Below are 25,842 nucleotides of genomic sequence, written 5' to 3'. Positions count from 1 at the left end.
GTTCATGCGGCGAGCGCCGCTTCGAAGTGCGCGGCAACCGCGCACACCTGTTCGTCCGCGCCCTTGCGTCCGACGATCTGCAGCCCGGCCTTCAGCGGCGTTCCCGCGAGCGGCAGCGGCAGGCTGAGCGCCGGATGGCCGCTCAGGTTGAACGGCCGGATCAGCGACGACATCGCGATGACTGATACGCCGTCGCGTGCCTGCCGAAGCGTGATCGGCAGCGCGGGCAAGGTCGGCAGCACCAGCACCTCCGCGCGCTCGAGCGCGGCATCGACCTGCGCCGTGAAGCGTGCGCGCACGGCTTCGGCTTGCGCGAGCGCGGCCGGTGTCGTCGTCGCGGCCGAGCGCAGCCGCGCATCGAGATCCGCGCCGAGCTTGCCGGTTTCGACGAGATGACCGAATGCACGCGACGTTTCCGCGTTGATGACGGCAAGCCCCGCGGCGAACGCATCCTGCATCGCATCGAGCACGACGTCGTGCGTACGCAGGCCCGACGCGCCAATCGCCGCGTCGAGCGCGGCCGCGATGGCCGGCTCGGCTTCGACGATCACGCGTGCGATCGTGCAGCCGGCCACGGGTGCCGCCGCACGCGCTCGGTCGAAGCCCGGCGCGATGGCGACCATCACGGCCGCGAGCGTGCGGATGTCGCGCGCGAACGGCCCGACACAGTCGAGCGTGGTGACGGCCGGCGCGACGCCGCGTCGCGACACGCGGCCGAACGTCGGCTTGAGCCCGGCCACGCCGCAGCAGGCGGCCGGCCCGCGGATCGAGCCGCCGGTATCGGTGCCGAGCGCGGCGTCGACGGCGCCGAGCCCGACGAGCGACGCCGACCCGCTCGACGAGCCGCCCGGAATGCGCGTCGGGTCCTGCGGATTGACCGGCGTGCCCGTGTAGTCGTTGATGCCGGTCATGCCGAACGCGAGCTCGTGCATGTTCGCCTTGCCGGCGATCTGCCAGCCGGCGTCGAGCAGCAGGCGGACCACGTCCGCGTGCTGCGCGGCGGGCGCTGCATCGGCGAGCGCGCGGCTGCCCGCGCGGGTCGGATGGCCGGCGATGTCGATCGTGTCCTTGATCGCGATCGTCGGGCCCGGGCCGCCCAGCGTGAAGGTGTCGATGAAGCCTGTCATGGTCGATGGCGTGCGAGTGCGGTGAAGGGGTTCAGGCGTGCGGCGCGGCGGCGAGCGGCCACGGGCCGTCGAGCACGCGCTCGGTGCGGAAATGGCGGATCAGCCAGGTCGCGCCGTCGGGGGCCGGCGCGAAATCGATGGTCAGCCGCGCGGCGATCAGCTCGGCCGTGCCGTCCGCGTAGCGCGACGCCTGCAGCATGATCCAGCGGCCGCGCGCGCTTGCATGGTCGGCGCCGACGTCGATCGACTCCGACGTCAGGAAGTGCAGGTTCGCCGAGAAATGCGGTTCGGGCGGCAGGTAGCGGCGCAGCATCGCGACTATCGCGTCCGTGCCTTCGAGGCGGCCGAACTTGCGCGCGTACTGCGGGCCGATGCCTTCCCACACCGCGTCGGCCGTGAACAGCGCGGCGAGCGCCGGCCCGTCGCCGGCATCCTCCGGCACGTCGCACAGCGTCATGTAGCGCGTGATCGTCGCGCGCACCGCGCGTTCGGCGTCGAGCATCGCCACGCGCCGCGCGAGCGCGTCGAGCGCTTTGACGGCTTCGCGGGCGTCGGGCGCTTCGAGCGCTTCGAGCGCGCGCGTCGAATCGGGTCCGGTCATCGCGCGCCTCACGCCGCGGGCTTCGCGGCCGGCGGCACGGTCAGCGCACGGCCGACCCGCGCCTCGATCTTGCCGTAGCGCCACAGGTTGTATTCGCCGACGGGCGTCGTGCGATACAGGTTGCATACCGCGATCGTCGTGTCGAAGTCGGCGACGTCGGCCATGATGTAGAACGTCCACGGCGCGCCGTCGGCCTGGCCGACGACGAGGCGGTCGTCATCCATCACGCCGAGCACGCGCACGCCGGGCATCGCCTCGACGGCGGCGAGCATCGCGCCGTACGCTTGCCACACTTCGCCGATCTTTTCGCGCGGCAGGTCGAAGAAGTTTTGCGACACGCCGCAGCAGAACAGCACGCGCAGCGGCAGCGGATTCGAATCGGACATGAAAGGTTCTCCTGAAGAATGCGTTGTGCGGCATCGAAGCGAATCGACGCGGATTACAGATAGCCGGGAAACGGCGTGACGCCGGTGAACACCGCACCCGCGCCGTCGAAGTTGCCTTCGCCGAGAAACGCGTGCTGCGTGACGACCATCGCGTCGCGCAGCAGGCGCTGCAGCGGATGCGTGCGATAGATCGCGGCCGTGCCGCCGAGGCGGTACGCGCGCTCGACGACGCTCGCGCCTTCGCGGGCGATATGCGTGGCCGCGAGCCGCAGCAGGCTGACCTGCTCGGGCGTGACCGGGTCGCCGGCCAGGATCGATTGCCAGACCGAGTCGGTCGCGTCGTAGAAGAACGCGCGCGCCGAGCGCAGCTGCGCTTCGGCCTTCGCGAGCTCGATGCGGAAATACGCGCGATCGGCGAGGCGCGGGGCGCCGGTGGTCGTCTGGCGGCCGCCCGACATCCGGTTCGCGACGTCGAGCGCTGCGCGGGCCAGCCCGAGGTTGACCACGGCGAGCACCTGCGCCGCATACGCGACGGTCGGATAGCGGTACAGCGGCTCGTCGACGGTCGGCTCGCCGCCGCGCACGAAGGTCCACGCGTCGGGCACGAAGCGGTCGTCGACGCGCAGGTCGTGGCTGCCGGTGCCCTGCATGCCGACCACGCTCCAGTTCTCGACGATCTCGACGTCGGCGGCACGGAACACGGCCGTGCGCGGCTTGTTCGGTGCGGCGTCCTGCGCGCCGGGCACCGCGATGCCGACGCCGAGCCAGTCGGCGCCCTTGCAGCCGCTCGCGAATTTCCACGTGCCGTTCACGCGCCAGCCGCCGGGTGCCGCCTGCGCCGGCTGGACCGGGAACAGCCCGCCCGCGAATACCTGGTCGGGGCCGCTCGCGTACAGCTCGGCCTGCGTGGCGAGCGGCAGCGCGGCGAGATAGACGTTGGCCGAGCCGAAGCTCGCGACCCACGCGGCCGACCCGTCGGCGGTCGCGATCCGCTCGATCATGTCGAGGAACGCGGCGGGCGCGAGCGCATCGCCGCCGAAGCGGCGAGGCGTGCCCGCGCGATAGATGCCGGCCTCCTTGAACAGCGCGATCACGTCGCGCGGCACGTGCGACAGGCGGTCGAATTCGTCGCGGCGCGCGGCGACGGTCTCGATCACCGCGTCGAGCGGCGACACCCGCGCGGCCGCTTCGCGGACCGCATGCGGCGAGGGGGACGCGGCGTCGATGGCGAGGGCGGCGTTGGGCATGAGTGGCTCCTGGGAATGGGGTTCGAAAGACGATGCAATCAGTCTAGAAACGCCGAAAACACGCAGCAATTGGTGCGTAAGGCCGCGCGACTGGTGTGGCTCCGTGCCGGACTAAAGAAATCTTCAGATGCGGGCCGTGCACGCCGGTGCTATGTTGGACATCCGGCCGCGCGACGCCGCGCGCCTTCAACCGAATCCGCTCATGAGCTTCCCCGACGAAGACGATTTCCACCGGCTGCTCGACGCATTGACGACCTGCGTGCTGCTGCACGACGCGCAGACCAAGGCGATCGTGTGGGCGAACCGCGCCGCGTGCATCGCGCTCGGCTTTTCCGTCGAGGAGCTGCTGCCGCTGAAGGCGCCGGACATGACGCGTCCAGAACCGAAATACCGGCGCGAGATCGGCGTGGGCGCGATGGATCGCGCGATCGCCGAAGGGCGGCCGCAGGTGTACGAGTGGTGCTATCGGTCGCGCACCGGCGTCGACATGCTGTCGGAGGCGATCGCGACGCACGTGCCGCTGCGCGGGCGCGACGTCGTGATGGTGCAGTTCCGCGACATCAGCGCGGAGGAGGCGATCCGTCAGCAGTTGCGCCGCTACGAGGCGCGGCTGCGCGAATTCATGCAGGACCTCGACGAAGGCATCGCGGTCGTGACGCCGAACGGCGGCGCGCAGTTCATCAGCGAGTCGGGGCGCCGCGTGCTCGGGCTCGCGCCCGACGATGCGCTCGGCGGCGTGCTCGACTACTGCACCGCGGCCGATCGCGACCGGCTCGTCGCGCAGCTGCGCGATGCGCCGTCGACGTGCCCGTCCGAGCCGCAGCGCTACCGCTTCGTGCGGCGCGACGGCTCGGCGTGCTGGCTGCGCATCACGTGCCGGCAAGTCGAGATCGAAGGCGACCTCGACGGTTTGCTCGTGCATTTCCGCGACGTCAGCGACGAGGTCGCGATCGAGGAGGCGCGCCGCGCCGAAGCGCGCATGCTCGAATACGCGGGCCGCTACAACGCGATGGGCGAGATGGCGACGGTGATCGCGCACGAGCTGAGCCAGCCGCTCGCGGCCGTGCGCAACTTCATCGAGGGTGCGGTGCAGCGGCTGAACACGCGCGGCGCCGTCGACGATGCGATCTGGGGGCTGCGCAGCGCGGACCGGCAGGCCGAGCATGCGGCGCTGATCATCAAGAGCGTGCGCGAGTTCATCGTGAAGCGCGAGCCGGTCGTCGCGCTCGCCGACCTGCGCGAGATCCTCGCCGACGTCGCGTATTTCATCGAGCTGCGTGCGAAGGAAGCGGGCGTGACGGTCGCGATCGTGCAGGCCGACAAGCCGCTGCCGATTCGCTGCGAGCGTGTGCTGATCGGGCAGGTGATCCTGAATCTGGCCTTCAACGCGATCGAGGCGTTCGCCGGCTGCGCGCGCGCGCCGTGCACGCTGACGCTCGGCACCGCCGACGTCGGCGGCCACGCGGAGCTGCGGGCGATCGACAACGGGCCCGGTATCGTCGAAGGGGCGCACGACCGGCTGTTCGACGGTTTCTCGTCGTCGAAGGCCGGCGGCAACGGGATCGGGCTGTCGCTGTGCAAGAGCATCGTCACGCGTCATGGCGGGCGCATCGACGCGAGCCCGGCCGAAGGCGGCGGGCTCGACTGTCGCGTGACGCTGCCGCTTGTCGGTACGCAGGCGTAAGCGGTGCGTCGCGGCGCAAGCGTGACGTGCGCCACGCACGTCACGCACGTCACGCACGTCACGCACGTCACGCACGTCACGCACGTCACGCACGTCACGCACGTCACGCACGTCACGCACGTCACGCACGTCACGCACGTCACGCACGTCACGCACGTCACGCACATCACGCACATCACGCACATCGCAGCCAGATAGCGACGCGCGGCACACGATCAGCGCCCCAGTGCCCGCGCGGTCTGGCCGCCGATCCCGAAGTCGGTGTTCGGGATGTCCTTGATGATCACGCGCGTCGCCTGCAACGGCGCATCGAGCACGTTCGCGCCGGCGTCCGACAGCGCCGCGATCAACGCGCGTTTCTGCTCGTCGGTGCGGCCGGCGATCAGGATCGCGACGATCACCGGCAGCGACGGCGGTGCGCCATCGGCGGCCGTGCGGCCGCCAAGGCCGATGTGCGTGGCGGGCAATTCGGTGAGCAGGACGCGCACCGATTCGAGCGGTGCGCCGATCGCGTCGACGGTCGCGCCGCTGAGCCGCGCGATCAGCTCGGCCTTGCGCGCGTCGTCGTGGCCGGCCGGCAGGAAAACTTCGAGTGTGGGCATGGTCGTCCGGAAAGGTGAAGGTGGCCGGCTCACCGTTGCGCTGGCGATGGCGAACCGGTGGCCGCTTGCAGCAGGAAGCCGATCTCGCTGCGCGCATCGGTCGAGTCGATCAGATGGACGACCGTTTCCGCATTCGAGTGTGGGCTGGGTCGTCCGGAAAGGTGAAGGTGGCCGGCTCACCGTTGCGCTGGCGACAGCGAACCGGCGGCCGCTTACAAAAGGAAGCCGATCGCGCTGAGCGCTTCGGTCGAGTCGATCAGGCGCACGACCTTCTCCGCGATCCGCATTTCGCCGTCCGCGTCGATGTGCAGCTTGTGCGTGACGTCCGCCGCGAACAGCGTCGCGACGCCGCGCTTGTACGCGACGACAACCTGCGCGGATTTCAGCTCGACCATGCCGGCGCTGCTGCTCTCCAGCGTGAAGCGCGACACGGTCCGCACCGTGCGCGCCGCGTCGGTCGCCGACGCCGAGTAACCGGACAGCATCCGCTGCACGCGCTTCTCGCGCATGTCCTGGTCGTCGAACACGTAGTTGAGCGTCGCCGCGAAGTCGGTGGTGTCGGGATCGATCGGCACCACGTAGTGACCGGCCGGATCCCACAGATCGAGCCATGCGCGATAGTCGCGGCGGTCGAGCAGCTCGGCTTCGCGCCACACGAATTCGACCGCGCGGGCGAAGGTCTGCTCGGAAAAGAGGGCGTTGCGGTCGTCCATTACTGTTGCTCCATCATCTTGCGCCATTGCTGGTAGGCCTCGCGCATGCCCGTCTCGTCGGTCGCATGCGCGGTCTTTTCGCCGTTCGCGGCGGTCGTCTCGCGGTTCAGCCCGCGGTTCACGAGGATCGGCACGTCCGGCCCCGCATGCGCGCCGCGCTGCACGCGCTCCCACGCTTCCGCGTCGTCGGGGCTGCCGAAGCCGAACGGGCCCTGGAAATGCTCGTGAATCCGCAGCCGCTCGCGATTCGCTTCGTCCGGGCCGCCATCCATCGCGAGCGCGACGTGACGGATCTCGGTTTCGTTCGCGGAGATCGGCCGCAGCACGCGGAAGAACGCCATCGACAGCGCGAGGTTCGGAAACAGGTTCAGGTTGAAGCCGACCCCCATCAGCGAGCGCACGATGCGGCGCACTTCGTCCGGCGTATGGCGCTCGGCGAGCTTCGCCGCGAGCGGCGCGAAGCGTTCGGGCAGCGGCGCGCCGTCGTCCTGGTCGAGATCGATCAGCTCGGGCATCAGCACCGCGAGGCTGTGACCGTTGCCGAGCCCGCGGCAGAAGGCGTCCTCGCTCGTCATGAAGCTCGTGATCGCGGCCGCCGTTTCGTCGTCGATCGACTTCATCCACGACTTGTGCACGACGGGGAAGTGATAGAGGTCGGTCGTGTTCTCGAGCTGGATCTTCCAGTTGCCCTTGAACTTGAACTTGTGCTCGCCGTTCGCCTTGATCGGGTAGCCGGCACCCTGCTTCATGAACAGGTCGATCCACGGCTTCGCGCCGCCGAGGAAATCCTCGAGCGGTTCGATCGCGTCGTTGAAGCTTGCGAAGATCAGCCCCTGGTACACGCCCACGCGCAGCTTCACGAGCGGCAGGTCGCCTTTCTCGCACACGCCTTCGTAGCCGTCGCCGTACGGCAATGCGCGCAGCGTGCCGTCGAGCGCGTACGACCAGCTGTGATACGGGCACGTGAAGCCCTTCGCGTTGCCCTTGTGCGATTCGCACACGGTCGCGCCGCGATGGCGGCAGCGGTTCTGCAGCACGTTGATCTCGCCGGTCCTGTCGCGCACGACGATCACCGGCTGGCGGCCGATCGTCGTCGTGACGAAGTCGCCCGGGTTCGGCAGCTCGCTCTCGTGCGCGACCCAGATCCAGGTGCGGTAGAAGATGCGGTCGAGTTCGGCCTCGAACAGCGCGGGGTCGTGATACATCGCGGGCGCGATGCGGTCGGGCTGCGCGAAGCCGTGCAACGCGCGGGTGTCGATCGTCTGGGTGGGAATGTCGCTCATCGTCGTCGTGGGGAAAGAGTCGCGAAATCGGGCCGCGTCGCGCGCGGCATCGGGTACCCAGTCTCGTCTTCCGCTACATATCCGTCAAATTGATCTAAAATTGCCAATCAAATAAATGCGGCAAATGATGGAGGTCACGATGACATCGGTCGATCATCTCGATCTGAACCTGTTGCGGGTGTTCCAGGCGATCGTCGAGGAGCGCAGCCTGACCAAGGCCGGCGAGCGGCTCGCGCTGTCGCAGCCGGCCGTCAGCTATTCGCTCGGGCGGCTGCGCACGCTGTTCGACGATCCGCTGTTCGTGCGCACGCGCGCGGGGATGCAGCCGACGCCGGTCGCGCTCGAACTCGCGGGGATCGTCGGCAAGGCGCTCGACATGGTGCGCGTCGCGCTGCGCTATGCGGAGCGTTTCGATCCGGCGTCGAGCACGCGCACGTTCCGGCTGTCGCTGTCGGATGCAGGCGAGATGGCATACCTGCCGGCGATCTGCCAGGCGCTGCGCGAGCGCGCGCCGCGCGTGACGCTCAGCGTGCAGCCGCTGCCGGTGGAGGAGATCGAGGAGGCGCTGCGTGCGAGCCGGCTGGACTTCGCGATCGGCAACCTGCCGGAGCTGATGCCGCGCACGCGCCACCAGCTGCTGTTCGAGGAAACCTACGTGTGCATGACGGGGCGCCGGCGCGGGCTGCCGGCCGGTGCGGCGCTGAGCCTCGAGCAGTTCGTGCGCGCGGCGCACGTCAACGTGAAATCGGTCGAGCACAGCCACCACGCGCTCGACGACGCGTTGCGCGCGCAGGGCGTGGGCCGCAACATCGCGCTCGAAGTGCCGCACTTCGTCGCGTTGCCGAGCGTGCTGTCGGTCACCGATCTCTATGCGACGCTGCCGAAGCGGCTCGCGCGGATCCTGAACCGCGACAACGCGTTCCGGCTCTACGAGCTGCCGGTCACGCTGCCGCCCGCGCCGGTCACGATGCACTGGCACGAGCATTTTCACGAGGACGAGGGGATCGCGTGGATGCGCGCGCTGCTCGCCGAGATCGTCGAGCGGTTCGACGCGTGACGGCGGGGCGGCGTGCTGGGGCGGCTCTGCGAGTCGCCAGCGCATCGGCGCATCGACGCATTGGTCGATCAGTCGATCAGCGCCGCAGCACCTCAGCACCTCAGCACCTCAGCACCTCAGCACCTCAGCGCCCGCCGCGCATCACAGATCGAGAACGAGCACCGCCGAGCGCGCCCGCGACACGCAGCAGCAGATCACCGTGTTGCTCGCGCGCTCGGCCTTGCTGAGGCAGTGGTCGCGATGATCGGGCTCGCCGTCGAGCACCGGCACCATGCAGGTGCCGCACACGCCTTCGCCGCATGACGTATCGACCTCGATGCCGATGCGTGCGAGCGCGTCGACGATCGACGTGCCGGGCGCGACGCGCACCGCTTGGCCGCTGCGCTGCAGGCGCACTTCGAAGCCTTCCGCCGGGGCGGCGTCGACAGCGGCGTCGGCCGCGACGGGTTCCGCCGCGAAGCGTTCGAGATGAATCGCGTCTTCCGGAAGCCGCGTGGCCGCCGCCGCGACGACGGCATCCATGAACGGCCCCGGCCCGCACGTATAGACGTGCGCTTTCGCGTCGATCGACTCGACGCAGCGGCCCAGTTCGGCCGCGAGCGCATCGGGTGCGATCCCGTAATGGAAGGTCACGCGCGACGCGAACGGTTCGGCCGACAGTTCGTCGACGAAGGCCGCGTGTTCACGGCTGCGCGCGAAGTAGTGCAACCGGTAACGCGCGCCGCGCTGCGCGAGCGCGTATGCCATCGACAGCAGCGGCGTGATGCCGATCCCGGCCGCGACCAGCACATGCTCGCTCGCGTCGTCCGCCAGACGAAACAGGTTGCGCGGCGCGCCGATCGACAGCTCGGCACCGACGCGCACGTCGTCGTGCAGCGAGCGCGAGCCGCCGCGCGACTGCGCTTCCTTCTTCACCGCGAACAGATAGCTGCCGCGTTCGTCGGGGCGCCCGCACAGCGAGTATTGCCGCGTGACGCCGGACGGCGCGGTGACGTCGATATGGGCGCCCGGTTCGTACGCGTCGAGCGGCTGGCCGTCGACGCGCGAGACCCGGAAACAGCGGATGTCCTGCGCCGCGTCGATCAGCGCGTCGATCCGGACCTGGTGGCGGTTCGCTTGCATGGGGTGTTCCGTGGGGTAGAAGAAACCGGCGCGGCGGATACCGCGCCGTCATGCAACCGAGAATAAGGACGGGCATCGCATAAATCAAATCGATAAAAAAGCGATGCCGGAATCAGTGAGGTGGATGATGGTCGGCGGTCAGCGTGGCGGCCGCGGCGTTGACGATCGCGCAGGCGGTGCGCCGAACACGCGATCGCTGAACAGCGCGACTTCAGCGTGCGGCAACGGCGCTGCCGCCGTCGACGGCCGCATCGGCCGAAGCCGACGCCGACGCATGACCGCGTTCGCGCTCGAGGCTGCGTCGATACTGCCGGCAGCCGACGGCCAGCAACAACGCGGCGAGCGTGGCCGCCACGACGTTCACGATCGACATCGAATGGCCGACCGCCGCTGGCGCGCCGAACACGCGATCGGTGAACAGCGCGACGACGGTCGTGCCGATCCCGAGCGCGATCAGGTTCGACACGAGCAGGAACAGCGCGGAGATCTGCGCGCGCATCTGGTTCGGCGCGAGCGTCTGCATCGCGGCGGTCGACGTCGGCATCGGGAACGACGCGAAGAACATCGCGACGACGAGCATCGCGAGCGATGCCGGCAGGCTGTCGAGCTGCGTGAACAGCGTCGCGGGGATCACCATGCACGCGGCGCCGATCGCACCGGCGCGCATCGGCGCATCGGTGCGGCCGCGGCGCAGCAGCCAGTCGTTGAGCCAGCCGCCGCAGAACACGCCGGCGGTATTCGCGACGAGCAGCACGATGCCGAGCGTGTAGCCGGCTTCGACCGCCGTCATCCCGAAGCGGCGGATATAGAACGCGGGCGTCCAGCTCAGCAGGCAGTACAGCGTCATCGCGTAGAACGAGAAGCCGAGGTAGTGGCACGCGAAGGTCGCGCGATGCGTGCCGACGAAGCGCAGCGAATCGCGCATCGACACGCGCCGCACGGCGCCCGAGCGGTCCTGCGCGAGCCCCTTGCGCTGCGGGTCGCGCACGGTCGCGACGAACAGGAGCGCGACGAGGATCCCCGGCAGCCCGACGATCAGGAACGTGACCTGCCACGCGTGCACCTGCCCGACGACCGGCAGCGTGAACGCGCTCGCATGCTTGAGCAGCGCGATCACGTAGCCGCCGATCAGGAACGCGACGCCGCCGCCGATGAACGAGCCGAGCGAATACACGGCGATCGCGCGGCCGAGCTTCTCCTTCGGGAAGTAGTCGGCGAGCATCGAATACGCGCCGGGCGACAGCGCGGCCTCGCCGACGCCGACGCCCATGCGCGCGACGAACATCTGCACGAACTGCTGGCTGAGCCCGCACGCGGCGGTCGCGACGCTCCACAGCGCGATGCCGAGCGCGATGATGCGCGGGCGCGCGTAGCGGTCGGCGAGATACGCGACGGGCAGGCCCATCACCGCGTAGAACAGCGAGAACGCGAAGCCGTTCAGCAGGCTGAACTGCGTGTCGGTCAGGTGCAGGTCGCGCTTGATCGGTTCGATCATCAGGACGAGCACCTGGCGATCGACGAACGAAAAGACATACGCGAGCATGCAGATGACGACGACATACCATTCGTACGTATAGCGCTTGCCGTCGGCAGCGCGGGCCGTGGGTGCGGACATGCGGATTCTCCAGGAGCGGGGCGGTGGAAAAGCGCGGCGCGGGCCTCGCGGGCCGGGTGCCGTCGCGGTGCGAAAGCGTGCGGGTGACACGATCGGAGACGCAGCGTAGTCGGCCAAATTCGGCCGCCATAGCCGGAGTGACAGCCGCGCCACACGGACATTTACCGACGCGGATAAAGAAAACACCGAGGCCGTGCGCGCGGGCCGCCGCGCGGCGCACGTGCGGCGGCGCGTGCGCGCATCATGCGGCGCGTCTATAAGCGTTATAGAGCGCATTGCGTCGACGTCCGAAATTGTCGTTCCTAGACTCGGCCCGTTTTTGATCGGCAGCGTTCGCATCCGAATGCGAACGCGCTTCATGTCAAACGGCGCGTTGCCGACACGCGCCGGCATTTCCACGGGACGACCAAGATGAACCATTCGAACGGGCGGGCCGACCGGCTTGCCGTACCGCTTGCCACGCTGGCGGCCGCGCTCCTTGCGTGCGCATCGCTGCCGGCTGTCGCGCAATCGAGCGTGACGCTCTACGGCCGCATCGACACCGCGATCGAATATGCGAACGCCGGGCCGAACCACGTGACGCGCATGGGCAGCGGCAATCTGTGGGCGTCGCAGTGGGGGCTGAAGGGCGTCGAGGATCTCGGCGGCGGCTACGCGACGATCTTCAAGCTCGAGGACGGCTTCAACGCGGCGAGCGGCGCGCTGTCGAACGGCAGCGCGCTGTTCGGCCGCGAGGCGTGGGTCGGCATCACCGGGCCGTTCGGCGGCGTGCAGTTCGGCGAGCTCTACACGATCGTGCACACGACGCTCGTCACGTACAGCCTGCCCGGGCTCGGCGCGGGCCTCGCATGGGGCAACGCGACGAACAACTTCGTCGGCCCAGCGTTCCTGCGCGTGCGCAACTCGCTGCGCTACACGTCGCCGCGTTACGCGGGCTTCATGCTGCGCGCGATGGCCGCGCGCGGCACCAACGGCGCGGCCGGCCAGCCGGCGACGCTCGGCGACACGTACGGCGCGGGCCTCAACTACGTGCGCGGCGGGTTGTCGGTCGACGTCGACTACATGCAGCAGAAGTTCAGCCCGGTGGCGGCATCCGCGCTCGGCGTCACCAGTTCGGCCGCGAACGGCAACTACACGGTCGGCGCGATCTCGTACGACTTCAACGTCGTGAAGGTCGCCGCGCTGTACATGCGGCATCGCGGCGGCCCCGACGTCGCGACCGCGATCGACAGCCAGAGCGCGTATCCGCACAGCGACACGATGGAACTCAGCGCGACGGTGCCGATCGGGCGCGCGTCGCTGCTGCTGAGCATCGGCCACTACCGGAAGGTCGCCGACAGCGACGGCAACGCCGATTCGTACGGCATCCGCTTCGACTATCCGCTGTCGAAGCGCACGGTGCTGTACACGGGCGCCGCGATGGTGCGCAACGGCGCGCACGCACGCTTCGTCGTCAATGGCGCGGCGGGCGGCGGCGTCGCGGTCGCGAAACCCGGCGCGACCGCCAGCTCGATCGTCGCGGGCATCCTCACGGCGTTCTGATCGCCGAGGTCGGCCTGCGCCCGCCCGCGTCGCTATGCGCAGGCGGGCGGCTGCGGCGCGAGCCATGCGTCGAACGGCGCCTGCCGGCCGATATCGAACAGCTCCAGCAGCAGCGCGCGCAGCCACCGATGGCCCGGGTCCGCATCGAAGCGCCGGTGCCAGTACGCGTTGACGGCCCATTCGCCGGCGCCCGCGATCTCGTACAGCGTGCACGGCTGGCGCGCCGCGAACGTGAGCGCGACGGTCTCCGGCAGGATCAGCGCGTAATCGCCGTGTTCGAGCAGCGCCGGCACCACCAGGAAGTCGGGCAGCGCCGCCCGCACGCGCGGCATCAGGCCGTGCCGCTCCAGCAGCTGCATCGATTGCGGATGCGCGGTCACCGCGACGAAGCGCAGCGCGTCCGGCGCGTCGCCGTCGAGCACGAAACCGCCGGGCAGCGCGAGGCGCTGCGCGGTGCGGCGCGGCATCAGCAGCACGCAGCGTTCGTGCAGCAGCGCGGTCCGCTGGAAATGGCTCGATGCATCCGCGAAATGACCGAGCGCGAAGTCGATGCGGCCCGATTCGAGCGCGACGTTGAGCTGGCATTCGTCGACGTGCAGCGTCTCGATCACCGCGCCCGGCGCGCGCCGGTCGAATGCCGCGAGCAGCGTCGGCAGGAACGCGCTCGCCGCGAAGTCGCTCATGTGCAGCCGGAACACGCGCTGGGTGCTGTCCGGCGCGAAGCGTGAGCCTTCGTCGAGCACGTCCTGCAGGATCGCGAGCGCCTTGTCGACCGATAGTGCGAGCCGTTGCGCGCGCGGCGTCGGCTCGACGCCGGTGCCGGTGCGCACGAACAGCGCGTCGCGAAACATCAGGCGCAGCCGGCCGAGCGCGTAGCTCACCGACGGCTGCGTGACGCCCAGCCGCAACCCTGCGCGGCCGACGTGCCGTTCTTCGTACACCGCGCGAAACGTCTTCAACAGGTTCAGGTCGAGGTCCTGCACGCGCAGGCCGTCGGGCGCGTCCGCGTCGTGCGCCGCGGGTTCGGGGCGGGCCGGCGGCCGGCCGGTGGCGGAGTGCGTCATGGTGCTTGCCTCGCGGTGACGGAAGGCAGGTGGCCGTAACGCCGCGCATACGCCTTCGCGAAATGGCCGAAGCCGTGAATGCCGTGCGCGATCAGCACGTCGGTCACGCTGCGCGCGTCGCCGCGCTGCAGCGCGGCGTGCACCGCGGCCAGCCGGCGCTCGCGCACGTAGGCGGCCGGCGTGGTGTTCAGGAACGCGCGGAACGCATGCTGGAGCGTGCGCGGCGCGACGCCCGCGACGGCCGCCAGCGCGGCGAGCGCGAGCGGGTCGCCTAGGTGCGCGTCGACGTGGTCGCACGCGCGGCGCACGTGCGCCGGCAGCGGCGGCGTGCCGCGCGCGAGCGCGGCGCTGTACGAATGCGGCAGGTGCGTGAGCAGCAGCGCCATCAGCCACGCGGTGAGATCGGCGCCGAACGTCGTGATCGACGTGCCGATCCCCGGCTGCGCGCCGAGCCGGCACAGGTATTCGAAGGTCGGCAGCACGAGCGCCGCGCCCGCACCGTTGCCGCCGGCCGCGAGATCGAACTGCAGCGGCCGCGTGAGCGTCGTGTGCAGCATGTCCTGCAGCTTGCGCTCGAGTGCGCCGCGTTCGAGCCGCAGCACCAGGTTGCGGCAATCGGGGCTCGTGCTCAGGCGGCTCGCGAGCGCCGGCGACGACACCGTCAGCTGGCCCGGCCCGGCGCGTGCGACCACGTCGCCGGCCTGCAGCTCACATGCGCCCGACAGCGTCAGCCGGAACAGGAAATGCCCGGCATCGTCGCCGAACTCGATGCGCGTCTCGCGGCCGTAGCAGAGCTCGAGCAGTGCGCCGTGATGCAGCGGCACCTCGTACAGCTCCGCATGAAACGGATCGCGGCCGTGCGCGGCCATCCGATGCGGCCCGAGCCGGTGCGCGACCGCGCGTTCGACTTCGTCGGGCGCATGCAGCGTGCCGAGCCGGTTCGGCGCATGTCGGGAAAGGGCGATATCCATGCGGTGGCCTCGTGTCGGATGGATGGATGCGACGTCGTGCGCATCGCCGCGATTGCGTTGCGCGAACGGGCGCGCCGTTGCGCGCTTTGAAGCGACGCGACGTGCGCCGCCGCGTAGTCTCGGCAACACTCACTCACCGGGAGACGACGATGAAGGTATGTGTACTGGGCGGCGGCCACGGCTGCCATGCGGCCGCGATCGACCTGTTCGAGAAGGGCCACGACGTGACGTGGTGGCGGCGCGACCGCGAACCGCATGCGCGGCTGCGCGAACTCGGCGCGTTGCAGGTGACCGACTATCGCGGCAGGCGTGCCGTGCCGCTCGGCGACGCGCGCGGTGCGATCCGCCTGAGCGACGATCTCGCGGCCGCGCTGCGCGGCGCGCGGCTCGTCGTGGTGCCGCTGCCGGCCGTCTCGCACGATGCGCTCGCCGCGCAGGTCGCGCCCCTGCTGGAGAACGACCAGGTCGTGTTCCTGCCGCCCGGCACGTTCGGCAGCGTCGTGTTCGCGCGTGCGGCGGCCGATGCCGGCAACCGCGCGCGCGTCGCTTTTGCCGAGACCGGCACGCTGCCGTACCTGGTACGCAAGCATGGCGACGACGCGGTCGTGATCAGCGCGTATGCGACGCGCCTGCCGACCGGCGTGTTTCCCGCGAACGCGGCGACCTGGGCGTTCGACGTGCTGCGCGCGGGCTACCCGTCGGTCGAGCCGGTCGAGGATGCGCTGTCCGGCGCGCTGATGAACGCGGGCCCGGTGATTCATCCGCCGCTGATCCTGATGAACGCCGGGCCGCTCGAACACTTCGACGCGTGGGACATCCACAACGAAGGCACGCAGCCGTCGATCCGCCGCGTGACGAATGCGCTCGATGCCGAACGCATCGCCGTACGCGAGGCACTGGGCTACCGCGCGCCGCATTTCCCGCTGGCGGACCACTACGCGACCGACGGCGACGAATGGATGTACGGGCGCGGCGCGCACGGCAAGCTGACCGACAGCGGCGACTGGCGCGAGAAGATCGATTTGCGCACGCATCGCTACATGCTCGAGGACACCCGGCTCGGGCTGTCCTTCATCGTGTCGTGCGGGCGCCGGGCCGACGTGCCGACGCCCGTTGCGCAGGGGCTGCTGAGCGTCGCGTCGGCGGTGACCGGCCGCGACCTGTATGCGCAAGGGCGCACGCTGGAGGCGCTCGGCCTCGCCGCGCTGTCGCGCGACGCGATGCGCGCGCTGCTCGATGCGGGGTACGCCGCATGACGCCCGCCGCCGACGTGACGCGCGTGCACGTGCTCGGCGCGGGACGCATGGGGCAGGGGATCGCGCTCGTCTTTGCGTTCGCGGGCCTCGACGTGACGCTGATCGACTTCAAGCCGCGCGACGCGCAAGGCCGGCGCGTATTCGAGGATCGCACGCGCGGCGAGATCGCGCGGCCGCTGCATGCGCAGGTGGCACTCGGCCGGATCGATTGCGACCAGGCCGCGGCCGTCGTCGCCCGCATCGCGCTGGTCGCGCGTGAGGGCGCGGCGCCCGCGCTGCGCGACGCCGGCATCGTGTTCGAAGCGCTGCCCGAAGTGCTCGACGCGAAGGCCGACGCGCTGCGCTGGCTTGGCGCACATGTCGATGCGCGCGCAACGATTGCGTCGACGACGTCGACGTTCGTCGTCACCGAGTTGCAGCGCCATGTCGCGCATCCGGAACGGATGCTGAATGCGCACTGGCTGAACCCGGCGCTGCTGATGCCGCTCGTCGAGATCAGCCGCAGCGACGCGACCGATCAGCGGGTCGTAGACGCACTGGCCGCGCTGCTCGAACGCGTCGGCAAGAAGCCGGTGATCTGCGGGCCGGCGCCCGGCTACATCGTGCCGCGCATTCAGGCGCTCGCGATGAACGAGGCGGCACGCATGGTGGAAGAGGGCGTCGCGAGCGCCGAGGACATCGACATGGCGATCCGCACCGGCTTCGGCCCGCGCTTCGCGGTGCTCGGGCTGCTCGAGTTCATCGACTGGGGCGGCTGCGACATCCTGTACTACGCGTCGACGTATCTCGCCGGCGAGATCGGCCCGCGCTTCGCGCCGGCCGACAGCGTCGTGCGCAACATGGCGGCCGGGCGCGACGGCGTGCGTAGCGGCGCCGGGTTCCACGACTATGCGCAGGTCGACGTGCCGGCCTACATGCGGCAGCGGCTCGGCGAATTCGCACGGCTGCTCGACCACCTGGGACTGGCGCCGGTGTTCGACGGCGCGCGGCGCAGCACGGACGCATAGGACGGTCGTCGCGGCCCGGTGCGATCGTCGTGCAGCGCACGCGTGCATGCGGTACCGCAAACCGGTGTGTCGTTCGCCGGCCGGAAGCGTCGCGTGCGCGGCGGCTACGCTCATGCCGCGTCGCCGCGCGTGTCGGCAGCAGGCGCGCCGCGCGTCTCGCGCATCACGCACAGCGTCGCGACGGTCACGAGGCCGAGCGCCACGAGGAACAGCGACACGGGCCACGACGCTTGATAGCGCGCGAGCAGTGCGGTCGCGATCAGCGGCGACATGCCACCCGCGAAGATCGACGCGACTTCATGGCCGAGCGCGACGCCCGAATAGCGCACCTCGGTGCTGAACAGCTCGCCGACCAGCGCGGGCAGCGTGCCGATCATCGCGCCGTGGCTCACCGCGGTGCCGACCGTCAGCGCGAGCCACACGAGCGGCGTCGCGCGCGTGTCGAGCAGCCAGAAGAACGGAAACGCGCACGCGACGAGGCTCAGCGCGCCGATCAGGTACACGGGCTTGCGGCCGATCCGGTCGGACAGCCGGCCCCACGCGAGCATCGCGCCCATTTCGACGATCATCGCGATCATCACGCCGGTCAGCATCACGCCGTTCGGGATGCCGACGTATTTGCCGTAGACGAGCGAGAACGCGAGGAAGATGTACGCACCGCCGTTTTCGGCGACGCGCAGCCCCATCGCGAGCAGGATTTCCTTCGGATGGCGGCGGATGCATTCGACGATCGGCAAGTGCGTGTGCGCGCCGCGCTTGCCGGCCTGCTCGTAGTCGCGGCTTTCCGGCAGGTGGCGGCGGATGTAGATGCCGATCGCGAAGATCGCGATGCTCGCGAGGAACGGCAGCCGCCAGCCCCAGGTGCGGAACGCGTCGTCGGGCAGCGCCTGGGCGGCGAGAAACGCGGCCGACGACAGCACGAAGCCGCCGCCGACGCCGAGCTGGCTCCACGCCGCGTAGTAGCCGCGCTGCTCGGGCGGCGCGTTCTCGCTGATCATCAGCACGCCGCCGCCCCATTCGCCGCCGGACGCGATGCCCTGCAGCAGCCGCAGCACGACGAGCGCCGCCGGCGCCCACAGGCCGACCTGCGCGTAGGTCGGCAGCAGGCCGATCGCGAACGTCGACGCGCCCATGATCAGCAGCGTCCATACGAGCGACGCCTTGCGGCCGTAGCGGTCGCCGACATGCCCGAACACGATCCCGCCGAGCGGCCGCGCGACGAAGCCGAGCGCGAACGCGGCGAACGCTGCGAGGCTGCCCGCGAGCGGCGACGCGCCGGGCGGAAAGAACACGTGGCCGAACACGAGCGCGGCGGCCGTGCCGTAGACGAAGAAGTCGTACCACTCCATCGCGTTGCCGGCGACGGAGGCGATGACGATGCGGCGAAGCTGCCGGTCGGCGAGCGGCCGGGCGGCGCTCGGGGATTGCATGGTGTCGGTCGGGTACATGGCGGACTCTGAAGGGGGCGGGTGCGTGCCGTCTCTGCGACGCATGCGGCACTGCGGGCTAGTGTTGTCGGCACCGCCGCCCCGGTCAAATCCGCAGAAAAAGGGGAGTGTCATCACTCCCGCAAATGATGGTCGCGGCGCGCACGGCCGTACCCGCGCGCGCCGGTGCCCGTCACCGCTCGATCTGCCGGTTCCAGCGCGTGTCCCACTGCGCGCGGCGGGCGTTGATCGCCGTCCAGTCGACCACCGTCAACTTGCGCACCAGGTCGTCGACGTTGCCAAGGCTTTGCTGCATCGCGGCGGGCATCTTGGCGAGGCGATTGGTCGGGATCTGCTTGCCGGCTTCGGCCGCCTTCGTCTGCGCGGGTGCGGACAGCAGGAACTGCGCGAGCTTCTGGGCCAGTTGCGGATCCGGGTTGTTCGCGACCATGCACAGGTCGACGAGCAGCAGCACCGGGCCTTCCTTCGGGTTCGCATACGCGACCGGAATGCCCTTGTCCTGCAGGTCGCCGACGCCAGTGGGCGTCAGCGGGAACAGGCCGGCCTCGCCGGTCTGCACCATCTCGGAGATCTTCGCCGAGTTCGGGATGTACTCGACGACGTTCGGCCCGACCGTGCTCGCCCACTTGCTGAAGCCGGGCTCGACGTTCTGTTCGCTGCCGCCGAGCAGCCGGTTGATCGCGAGAAATCCGTGCAGCCCGAACGTGCTGCTCGACGCGGACTGGAACACGACCTTGCCCTTGTATTTCGGGTCGGCGAAATCCATCCACGACGTCGGCGGCGCCCAGCCTTTCTCCGCGAACAGTTTCTTGTTGTACGCGATGCCGGTCATGCCGAGCTGCACGCCGGCGCCGATGTCGTCCTTCATCCGCGCGAACGGATACAGCTCCTTCAGCACCGGCGAATCGTCGAGCTTCTGGCACACGCCGAGGCTGACCGCGCGCGCCATCACGCCGTCGTCGAGGAACGCGACGTGGATTTGCGGCTTGTTGCGGTTCGCGAGCAGCTTCGCGAGCACGTCCGACGACGTGCCGGGCACGACGACGACCTTCACGTTGTTCGCCTTCTCGAAGTCGGGCAGCACCTGGCTCGTATAGGCTTTTTCCATCGGGCCGCCGTTCATGCCGACGTAGATCGTCTTCGTTTGCGCGAAGGCGGGCGCCGGCGCGCCGGCGCCTGCGAGGCAGAGGGCGGCAGCCGCCGCGATCGTTCCGAGCAGTTTCATCGTTGGGTCTCCTCTTGACGGAAAGGGGCGGTCGGCGCGGCTTGGGGGAAGAAGCGGCCGATCGAGAATGCATCGAGCGGCGTGGCGGTCTCGCCGGTCGTGACGAGCTCGGCGAGCACTTCGCCGACGCCCGGCGCGAGCAGGAAGCCACCGCCGGAAAAGCCGAACGCATGCAGCAGGTTCGGCGTGGTACGGCTAGCGCCGATGATCGGGTTGTGGTCGGGCGTGCAGCCTTCGACGCCGCTCCACGTGCGGATCAGCAGCGCGTCGCGCAATGCGGGCAGCAGCGCGCACGCATCGCGCATCACCGCGCGCGTCGTGTCGACCGACGGCTGGCCGAACTCGCCGTCGCCGCGGCCGCGCCCGCCGCCGATCACGCAGTTGCCGCGCGCGACCTGTCGCGCGTACACGCCGCCGCCGTACACGCCGAGGTTGTGCGTGATGAACGGCGGCAGCGGTTCGGTCACCCACATGTTCGGGTAGATCGGCTCCATCGGCACGGCTTCGCCGAAGCGCTCGGCGATCGTGTTCGCCCATGCGCCGGCCGAGTTGATCAGCCACGTCGAACTGAACGCACGGCCGCCCGCAAGGACGTGAAAACGCGTGCCGTCGTGCCGGGCGTCGTCGACCGGCGTGTGCTCGAACACGTCGGCACCCGCTGCGCGGGCCGCGCGCGCGAACGCGGGCGACACGACGCGCGGGTTCGCGTGCCCGTCGGTCGCGCACAGCGAGCCGCCGACCGCTGCGCGGCCGAGCCACGGGTAGCGGCGGCGGAACGCGTCGCCGCGCATCACCTGCAACGGCAAGCCGTGCTCGCCGGCAAGCGTCGCGTAGGCATCGAGCGCATCGAGATCGGCGTCGCTGCGCGCGAGCCGCAAATGACCCGACACGACGAATTCGCCGTCGATGCCGATCAGCTCGGGCAGGCGATCCCAGATGCGCCGCGCGCGCAGCGCGAGCGGCAGTTGTTCGGCGGGGCGGCCCTGGCAGCGCACGCCGCCGTAGTTCACGCCGCTTGCCTGCGCGCCGCAGTCGCGGCGCTCGAACAGCGCGACGCGCAAGCCGTGCCGCGTGAGCGCCAGCGCAGCCGAAGCGCCGACGAGCCCGCCGCCGACGATCGCGACGTCGTAGTGACGGCGTTCACTCATCGCGTGCCTCGTCGGGAATCGCCGCGACATCGTCGCCCGCGAGTGCGGCGGAGATCGGGAACGGCTTCACCGGCGGTTGCGCGCGCAACCGGCCGACGTCCGCGAGCGCGCGGCCGGTTTCCGCGGCGAGCACGAGTGCGGTCGCGTCGCCGCACATGCGGCCCTGGCAGCGGCCCATCCCGGCGCGTGTCAGCGCCTTCAGCCGGTTCAGCTCGGTCGCTTCGCCACCGCGGATGCAGCGTCGCAGCGTACCCGCGTCGATTTCCTCGCAGCGGCACACGATCGTGTCGTCCGGGCAGCGCGCGGCGAGCGCGGCGGGCGGCGCGAACGCCGCTTCGAGGCCGGCACGGAACGCGCCGAGCCGGGCGAGCGTGCGATCGAGTGTCGCCACATCGGGCTTGCCGGCCAGCGACGGCGAAGACGACGGCATCGCGATACCCGCATCCTCGAGCAGCGCGAGCGCCGCGCGTCGCCCGGACGCCTCGGCCGCGTCGGCGCCTGCGATGCCGGCACCGTCGCCCGCCACGTAGATGCCGCGCACCGACGTGCGGCCGGTCGCATCGCGTTCGGGCAGCCATGCGCGGTTGAGCGGATCGAAACGGAACCGGCAGCCGGCGAGATCCGCGAGCTGGGTCTCGGAACGCAGCCCGAAGCCGAGGCCGAGCGCATCGCAGTCGAGCATCCGCGGCGGCGCGTCGCCGCCGGCCGCGCGCCATGCGAGGCCCGTTACGTGCCGCTCGCCGAGCACGCGCTCGAGCGTGACGCCGGTTTCGATCGCGACGCCGTGCGCGCGCAGCCAGCCGATGTAGTACAGCCCCTTCGCGAATGTGGACGGCATGCGCAGCAGGGCGGGCGTCGCGGCAGCCTGCCGGCGCAGCGGGCTCGTGTCGAGCACGGCCGCGACCTGCGCGCCGGCCTTCGCGTACTGATAGGCGACGAGATACAGCAACGGCCCCGTGCCCGCGAACACGATGCGGCTGCCGATCGCGCAGCCCTGCGCCTTCAGCGCGACCTGCGCGCCGCCGAGCGTATAGACGCCCGCGAGCGTCCACCCCGGTACCGGCAGCATGCGATCGGTCGCGCCGCTCGCGACGATCAGGTGCGAGAACGGCACGGTCGTTTCGCGGCCGTCCTGCAGTGTGTCGACGCGGCCCGCGCCGCACGCCCAGGCGAGCGTGTTCGGCCGATAGTCGACGTGCGGCAGCAACGCGGCCATCGTGCGGTGCACGGCATCGGCCTTCGCGGCCTCGAAGCCGTACAGCACGCGCTTGCCGCGCGCGAACGCGCCGTCGGCCGGCGGCTGGCGATAGATCTGCCCGCCCCAGCGCGCGTTCTCGTCGATCACGACGGGGCGCAGCCCCGCGTCGACCAGCGCCTCGGCCGCGCGCACGCCGGCCGGCCCCGCGCCGACGATCACCGGTCGCAGTGCGTCGCTCATGATGCGTCTCCGGCCGTGGCGGGCTGCGCGCCGGTGAGAATCCGCATGCCATCGGCGATCGGCGTCGAGCATGCGCGCACGCGGGGGCCGGCCTCGGTGCGGACCCAGCAGTCCTGGCACGCGCCGATCAGGCAGAAGCCCGCGCGCGGCTTGCCGCTGAATTCGCTCACGCGCACGCGGCGCTGCGCGACGAGGATCGCGGTGAGCACGGTGTCGCCGGCGAGCGCCTGCGCGGGCCGGCCGTCGAGCGTGAACGCGACGGCGGCGCGCTCGCGTTCGGCGACGCGCACGAATTGCGCGCCGTCGTCCGCGCTGTCGGTGGAGCGGGAAACGAAGGTCGTCATCAGTGTTGGCCGATCAGGATGCGGTTCAGGCCGTACACGCGATCGAGCAGCAGCATCGCGGCGGCGGTGATGAAGATGACCAGCGCCGATACCGACGCCATCATCGGATCGATCGATTCGGTCGCATACATGTACATGCGCACCGGCAGCGTGACCGTCTGCGGCGACGTGACGAAGATCGACATCGTCAGCTCGTCGAAGCTGTTGATGAACGCGAGCAGCCAGCCGCCGGTGATTCCAGGCAGGATCATCGGCAGCGTGATGCGGCGGAAAGTCGTCCACGGATCGGCGCCGAGCGAGCATGCGGCCTGTTCGACGCTGCGGTCGAGGCCCGCGACGGACGCGAGCACGAGCCGCATCACGAACGGCGTGATGACGATCATGTGCGCGAGCACCAGCCATGCGAACGAGCCGGTCGCGCCGATCAGCGCGAAGAAGCGCAGCAGCGCGATGCCGAGCACGAGGCCGGGAATCACGAGCGGCGACAGCAACAGGCCGTTCAGGAACGCGCGGCCGGGAAAGGTCGCGCGGCCGATCGCGAGCCCGGCGGGCAACGCGATCGCGAGCGACAGCGTCGCGGACGCGAATGCGAGCTTCACGCTGTTGGCGAACGCGGTGACGAAGTCCGGATAGTCGAGGATCGCGCGGAACCAGCGCAGCGACAGACCATGCGTCGGCAGCGTCAGCGTTTCGTCGGGCGTGAACGCGACCAGCACGACGATCGCGAGCGGCGCGAGCACGAACAGGATCACGAGCGTATGGAACGCCAGCGCAATGGGGCCGTTCTTTCTCATCGGGAAGCGCCTCCGAGGCTGCGCGCATAGCGGCGTTCGAGCACGCGGTAGTAGGTGAGCATCACGACGAGGTTCGCGACGAGTAGCAGCACCGCGATCGTCGCGCCGAGCGGCCAGTTCAGCGAGCCGAGGAATTCGTCGTAGACGGCGGTTGCCGCGACCTTCAGGCGGCGTCCGCCGAGCAGGCCGGGAATCGCGAAGGCGCTCGCCGACAGCCCGAACACCATCAGGCTGCCCGACAGCACGCCCGGCATCAGCTGCGGCACGACGATGCGGCGCAGCGTCGTGAACGGCGACGCGCCGAGCGACAGCGCCGCGTGCTCGGTCTGCGGATCGAGCCGCTGCAGTGCGGTCCAGACGGGAATCACCATGAACGGCAGCATCACGTGGACGAGCGCGATCACGATCGCGAACGTCGTGTACTCGAGCTTGTACGGCCCGAGGCCGACGAGCCCGAGTGCCTGGTTCACGAGCCCGCTCGTGTTCAGCAGCATGCTCCAGCCGAACGCGCGCACGACGACCGACACGAGCAGCGGAGCAAGGATGACGAGCAGGAACAGCGAGCGCCACGGATCGCGCATCTTCGACAGCACGTACGCTTCGGGTGTGCCGATCGCGACGCAGATCGCGGTGGTCAGCGCGGCGATGCCGAACGTGCGCGCGAAGATCGTGTGGAAGTACGACGAGCCGAGCACCTCCGCGTAGTTGCCGAGCTGGAAGGCGGCGATCGGACCTGTGGCCGGGTCGTAACGGTAGAACGTGAGCGCGAAGGTCATCGCGAGCGGCACGAGCACGAGCGCCGCGAACAGTGCGAACGCGGGCGCGCACATCAGCCACAGCGGCGCGTGCGCACGCCACGTCGCGCGCAGCGCAACGCCGCCGGTGCGAAGCGGAACGGCGTCGGCCGCGTTGGCCGCCGCGGTCGCGGCCGCGCCCGATGGCGCGAGCCCGGCCGGCGCGCCGTCGGTCGAAAGCGGACGGGTAGGCTGTCGCATTCAGGCCTCCCGGCGCATCACGCGCACCGCGTCGCTGTGCCAGTCGACGCCGACCGGCGCGCCTTCCGCGAGCGGCTCCGCGCCTTCGTTCTGGCAGCACACGAGCACTTCGCCGAGCGCGCTGTCGACGCGGTACAGCCACTGGCTGCCGAGGAAGAAGCGGCTCGTGACGGTCGCGGCGAAGCGGCCCGCGCCGGGTGCGCACAGTCGTAGCTTCTCGGGACGGATGCACACCGACACGGCATCGCCGATGCGCACGTCGCGCTCGCGCGCCGGTAGGTGCACGGTGCGGCCGGTCTCCGCGAGATCGTGGCCGAGATCGATGCGGATCGCGTCGCCGTCGTGCGCGACGATCGTGCCGGGCAGCAGGTTCGCCTTGCCGATGAACTGCGACACGAAGTGGTTCTCCGGGCGTTCGTACGCGCGGTACGGCGTGTCCGTCTGCGTGATGCGGCCGGCTTCCATCACGACCACGCGATCGCTGATCGACAGCGCTTCCGATTGATCATGCGTGACCATGATCGTCGTCGTGCCGATCTTGCGCTGGATCGCGCGCAGTTCGAACTGCATCTCTTCGCGCAGCTTCGCGTCGAGGTTCGACATCGGCTCGTCGAGCAGCAGCACCGGCGGCTCGATCACCACGGCGCGCGCGATCGCGACGCGCTGCCGCTGCCCGCCGGACAATTCACGCGGAAAGCGGTGCGCGAGCGCATCGAGCCGCACGAGCGCGAGCGCCGCGCGGATGCGCTCGGCGCGCTCCGCCTTGTCGACGCCGCGCATGTCGAGCCCGAAGCCGACGTTCTCCGCGACGCTCATGTGCGGAAACAGCGCATAGCTCTGGAACACGATGCCGAGCCCGCGGCGGTTCGGCTTCATGTGCGTGATGTCCTGCCCGTCGAGCGCGATGCGGCCGCGGGTGACGTCGACGAAGCCGGCGATCATCTGCAGCGTCGTGGTCTTGCCGCAGCCCGACGGCCCGAGCAGCGACACGAATTCGCCTTGTTCGACCGACAGGTTGACGTCGGCGACGGCGGTGAGCGCGCCGAACGATTTCGTCAGATCCGTAAGCGTGAGAAACGACATGGAGCACTCCGGGTTCGCACACCGCATGGCCGGTGCGTCATTGACGCGGACTCTAGCCAGCCATATTTCGGAGCGTCAATTTGGAATTCT

25 protein-coding genes are annotated in these 25,842 nt (G+C 70.1%); 6 read left to right on the top strand and 19 right to left on the bottom strand.

The window, feature by feature from the left end; translation table 11 throughout:
* Positions 1 to 2: 2 nt before the first annotated feature.
* From U4Z64_RS04105 to U4Z64_RS04090, 4 genes are read right to left on the bottom strand one after another with little or no spacing between them, the layout of a single operon-like run.
* Positions 3 to 1,127: an amidase gene (locus U4Z64_RS04105; RefSeq protein WP_321819312.1), complete on the bottom strand. Its 1,125-nt coding sequence runs from the start codon at positions 1,125 to 1,127 to the stop codon at positions 3 to 5.
* Positions 1,128 to 1,158: 31 nt separating this feature from the next.
* On the bottom strand, positions 1,159 to 1,728 hold the full coding sequence (locus U4Z64_RS04100) for a nuclear transport factor 2 family protein (RefSeq protein ID WP_321819311.1): 570 nt from the start codon (positions 1,726 to 1,728) through the stop codon (positions 1,159 to 1,161).
* 8 nt (positions 1,729 to 1,736) lie between these two features.
* Complete coding sequence (locus tag U4Z64_RS04095) at positions 1,737 to 2,114, bottom strand: hypothetical protein (RefSeq protein WP_321819310.1); 378 nt, start codon at positions 2,112 to 2,114, stop codon at positions 1,737 to 1,739.
* Between the two features lie 53 nt (positions 2,115 to 2,167).
* Positions 2,168 to 3,361, bottom strand: coding sequence for an acyl-CoA dehydrogenase family protein (locus U4Z64_RS04090; protein ID WP_321819309.1), 1,194 nt, complete (start codon positions 3,359 to 3,361; stop codon positions 2,168 to 2,170).
* Between the two features lie 127 nt (positions 3,362 to 3,488).
* On the opposite strand from U4Z64_RS04090, the gene U4Z64_RS04085 reads away from it, so the two are divergent.
* A complete protein-coding gene (locus U4Z64_RS04085) occupies positions 3,489 to 5,045 on the top strand; it encodes an ATP-binding protein (RefSeq protein WP_321819308.1) in 1,557 nt (518 codons plus the stop codon).
* 21 nt (positions 5,046 to 5,066) lie between these two features.
* Complete coding sequence (locus U4Z64_RS04080) at positions 5,067 to 5,243, top strand: hypothetical protein (protein WP_321819307.1); 177 nt, start codon at positions 5,067 to 5,069, stop codon at positions 5,241 to 5,243.
* 17 nt (positions 5,244 to 5,260) lie between these two features.
* Here the strand turns inward: U4Z64_RS04080 and U4Z64_RS04075 are convergent, their stop codons facing one another.
* From U4Z64_RS04075 to U4Z64_RS04065, 3 genes are all read right to left on the bottom strand, one after another.
* A complete protein-coding gene (locus tag U4Z64_RS04075) occupies positions 5,261 to 5,647 on the bottom strand; it encodes a 2-hydroxymuconate tautomerase family protein (protein ID WP_044845361.1) in 387 nt (128 codons plus the stop codon).
* A 212-nt stretch (positions 5,648 to 5,859) separates the two neighbouring features.
* Positions 5,860 to 6,360, bottom strand: a complete 501-nt coding sequence (locus U4Z64_RS04070; RefSeq protein WP_124487666.1) for an aromatic-ring-hydroxylating dioxygenase subunit beta — start codon at positions 6,358 to 6,360, stop codon at positions 5,860 to 5,862.
* Positions 6,360 to 7,643: an aromatic ring-hydroxylating oxygenase subunit alpha gene (locus U4Z64_RS04065; protein WP_044845359.1), complete on the bottom strand. Its 1,284-nt coding sequence runs from the start codon at positions 7,641 to 7,643 to the stop codon at positions 6,360 to 6,362. The genes U4Z64_RS04070 and U4Z64_RS04065 overlap by 1 nt, the downstream gene beginning before the upstream one ends.
* Positions 7,644 to 7,782: 139 nt before the next feature.
* Between U4Z64_RS04065 and U4Z64_RS04060 the strand changes: the two genes are divergently transcribed.
* A complete protein-coding gene (locus U4Z64_RS04060) occupies positions 7,783 to 8,700 on the top strand; it encodes a LysR family transcriptional regulator (protein WP_321796525.1) in 918 nt (305 codons plus the stop codon).
* Positions 8,701 to 8,841: 141 nt separating this feature from the next.
* Here the strand turns inward: U4Z64_RS04060 and U4Z64_RS04055 are convergent, their stop codons facing one another.
* Together U4Z64_RS04055 and U4Z64_RS04050 are read right to left on the bottom strand one after the other, a co-directional pair.
* Positions 8,842 to 9,822 (bottom strand): PDR/VanB family oxidoreductase, encoded by a 981-nt coding sequence (locus tag U4Z64_RS04055; RefSeq protein ID WP_321819306.1) that lies wholly within the window; start codon positions 9,820 to 9,822, stop codon positions 8,842 to 8,844.
* Between the two features lie 211 nt (positions 9,823 to 10,033).
* The gene (locus U4Z64_RS04050; RefSeq protein WP_321819305.1) at positions 10,034 to 11,437 is read right to left on the bottom strand and encodes an MFS transporter; all 1,404 of its coding nucleotides are present in this window, start codon (positions 11,435 to 11,437) and stop codon (positions 10,034 to 10,036) included.
* 411 nt (positions 11,438 to 11,848) lie between these two features.
* Between U4Z64_RS04050 and U4Z64_RS04045 the strand changes: the two genes are divergently transcribed.
* The gene (locus U4Z64_RS04045; protein ID WP_321819304.1) at positions 11,849 to 12,979 is read left to right on the top strand and encodes a porin; all 1,131 of its coding nucleotides are present in this window, start codon (positions 11,849 to 11,851) and stop codon (positions 12,977 to 12,979) included.
* A gap of 32 nt (positions 12,980 to 13,011) precedes the next feature.
* Here U4Z64_RS04045 and U4Z64_RS04040 read toward each other — a convergent pair whose 3' ends face one another.
* Positions 13,012 to 14,043 carry a LysR family transcriptional regulator gene (locus tag U4Z64_RS04040; RefSeq protein WP_044845355.1) on the bottom strand — a complete coding sequence of 344 codons (1,032 nt, stop codon included), beginning with the start codon at positions 14,041 to 14,043 and terminating at the stop codon, positions 13,012 to 13,014.
* On the bottom strand, positions 14,040 to 15,014 hold the full coding sequence (locus tag U4Z64_RS04035; RefSeq protein ID WP_124667045.1) for an AraC family transcriptional regulator: 975 nt from the start codon (positions 15,012 to 15,014) through the stop codon (positions 14,040 to 14,042). The genes U4Z64_RS04040 and U4Z64_RS04035 overlap by 4 nt, the downstream gene beginning before the upstream one ends.
* Before the next feature lie 149 nt (positions 15,015 to 15,163).
* On the opposite strand from U4Z64_RS04035, the gene U4Z64_RS04030 reads away from it, so the two are divergent.
* Positions 15,164 to 16,270, top strand: coding sequence for an NAD/NADP-dependent octopine/nopaline dehydrogenase family protein (locus tag U4Z64_RS04030; protein ID WP_321819303.1), 1,107 nt, complete (start codon positions 15,164 to 15,166; stop codon positions 16,268 to 16,270).
* On the top strand, positions 16,267 to 17,277 hold the full coding sequence (locus U4Z64_RS04025) for a 3-hydroxybutyryl-CoA dehydrogenase (RefSeq protein WP_321819302.1): 1,011 nt from the start codon (positions 16,267 to 16,269) through the stop codon (positions 17,275 to 17,277). Before U4Z64_RS04030 ends, U4Z64_RS04025 begins: the two co-directional genes overlap by 4 nt.
* Before the next feature lie 110 nt (positions 17,278 to 17,387).
* On the opposite strand, the gene U4Z64_RS04020 is transcribed toward U4Z64_RS04025, so the two are convergent.
* From U4Z64_RS04020 to U4Z64_RS03985, 8 genes are all read right to left on the bottom strand, one after another.
* Positions 17,388 to 18,725: an MFS transporter gene (locus U4Z64_RS04020; RefSeq protein ID WP_321819301.1), complete on the bottom strand. Its 1,338-nt coding sequence runs from the start codon at positions 18,723 to 18,725 to the stop codon at positions 17,388 to 17,390.
* A 172-nt stretch (positions 18,726 to 18,897) separates the two neighbouring features.
* Positions 18,898 to 19,950: an ABC transporter substrate-binding protein gene (locus tag U4Z64_RS04015; protein ID WP_321819300.1), complete on the bottom strand. Its 1,053-nt coding sequence runs from the start codon at positions 19,948 to 19,950 to the stop codon at positions 18,898 to 18,900.
* Entirely contained in the window at positions 19,947 to 21,098 is a 1,152-nt protein-coding gene (locus U4Z64_RS04010; RefSeq protein WP_321819299.1) for an FAD-binding oxidoreductase, read from the bottom strand. The genes U4Z64_RS04015 and U4Z64_RS04010 overlap by 4 nt, the downstream gene beginning before the upstream one ends.
* Positions 21,091 to 22,536, bottom strand: coding sequence for an NAD(P)/FAD-dependent oxidoreductase (locus U4Z64_RS04005; protein ID WP_321819298.1), 1,446 nt, complete (start codon positions 22,534 to 22,536; stop codon positions 21,091 to 21,093). Before U4Z64_RS04005 ends, U4Z64_RS04010 begins: the two co-directional genes overlap by 8 nt.
* Positions 22,533 to 22,880 (bottom strand): (2Fe-2S)-binding protein, encoded by a 348-nt coding sequence (locus U4Z64_RS04000; RefSeq protein WP_321819297.1) that lies wholly within the window; start codon positions 22,878 to 22,880, stop codon positions 22,533 to 22,535. Before U4Z64_RS04000 ends, U4Z64_RS04005 begins: the two co-directional genes overlap by 4 nt.
* Positions 22,880 to 23,674, bottom strand: a complete 795-nt coding sequence (locus U4Z64_RS03995; protein WP_321819296.1) for an ABC transporter permease — start codon at positions 23,672 to 23,674, stop codon at positions 22,880 to 22,882. The genes U4Z64_RS04000 and U4Z64_RS03995 overlap by 1 nt, the downstream gene beginning before the upstream one ends.
* Complete coding sequence (locus U4Z64_RS03990) at positions 23,671 to 24,669, bottom strand: ABC transporter permease (RefSeq protein WP_321819295.1); 999 nt, start codon at positions 24,667 to 24,669, stop codon at positions 23,671 to 23,673. The genes U4Z64_RS03995 and U4Z64_RS03990 overlap by 4 nt, the downstream gene beginning before the upstream one ends.
* A complete protein-coding gene (locus tag U4Z64_RS03985; protein WP_044845344.1) occupies positions 24,670 to 25,752 on the bottom strand; it encodes an ABC transporter ATP-binding protein in 1,083 nt (360 codons plus the stop codon).
* Positions 25,753 to 25,842 lie beyond the last annotated feature (90 nt).

Source organism: Burkholderia sp. BCC1996, from assembly GCF_905339955.1.
In the GTDB taxonomy this organism is placed as follows: domain Bacteria; phylum Pseudomonadota; class Gammaproteobacteria; order Burkholderiales; family Burkholderiaceae; genus Burkholderia.
The sequence above is the reverse complement of the archived record's forward strand: the minus strand, read 5'-3'. Positions and strand labels throughout refer to the sequence as shown.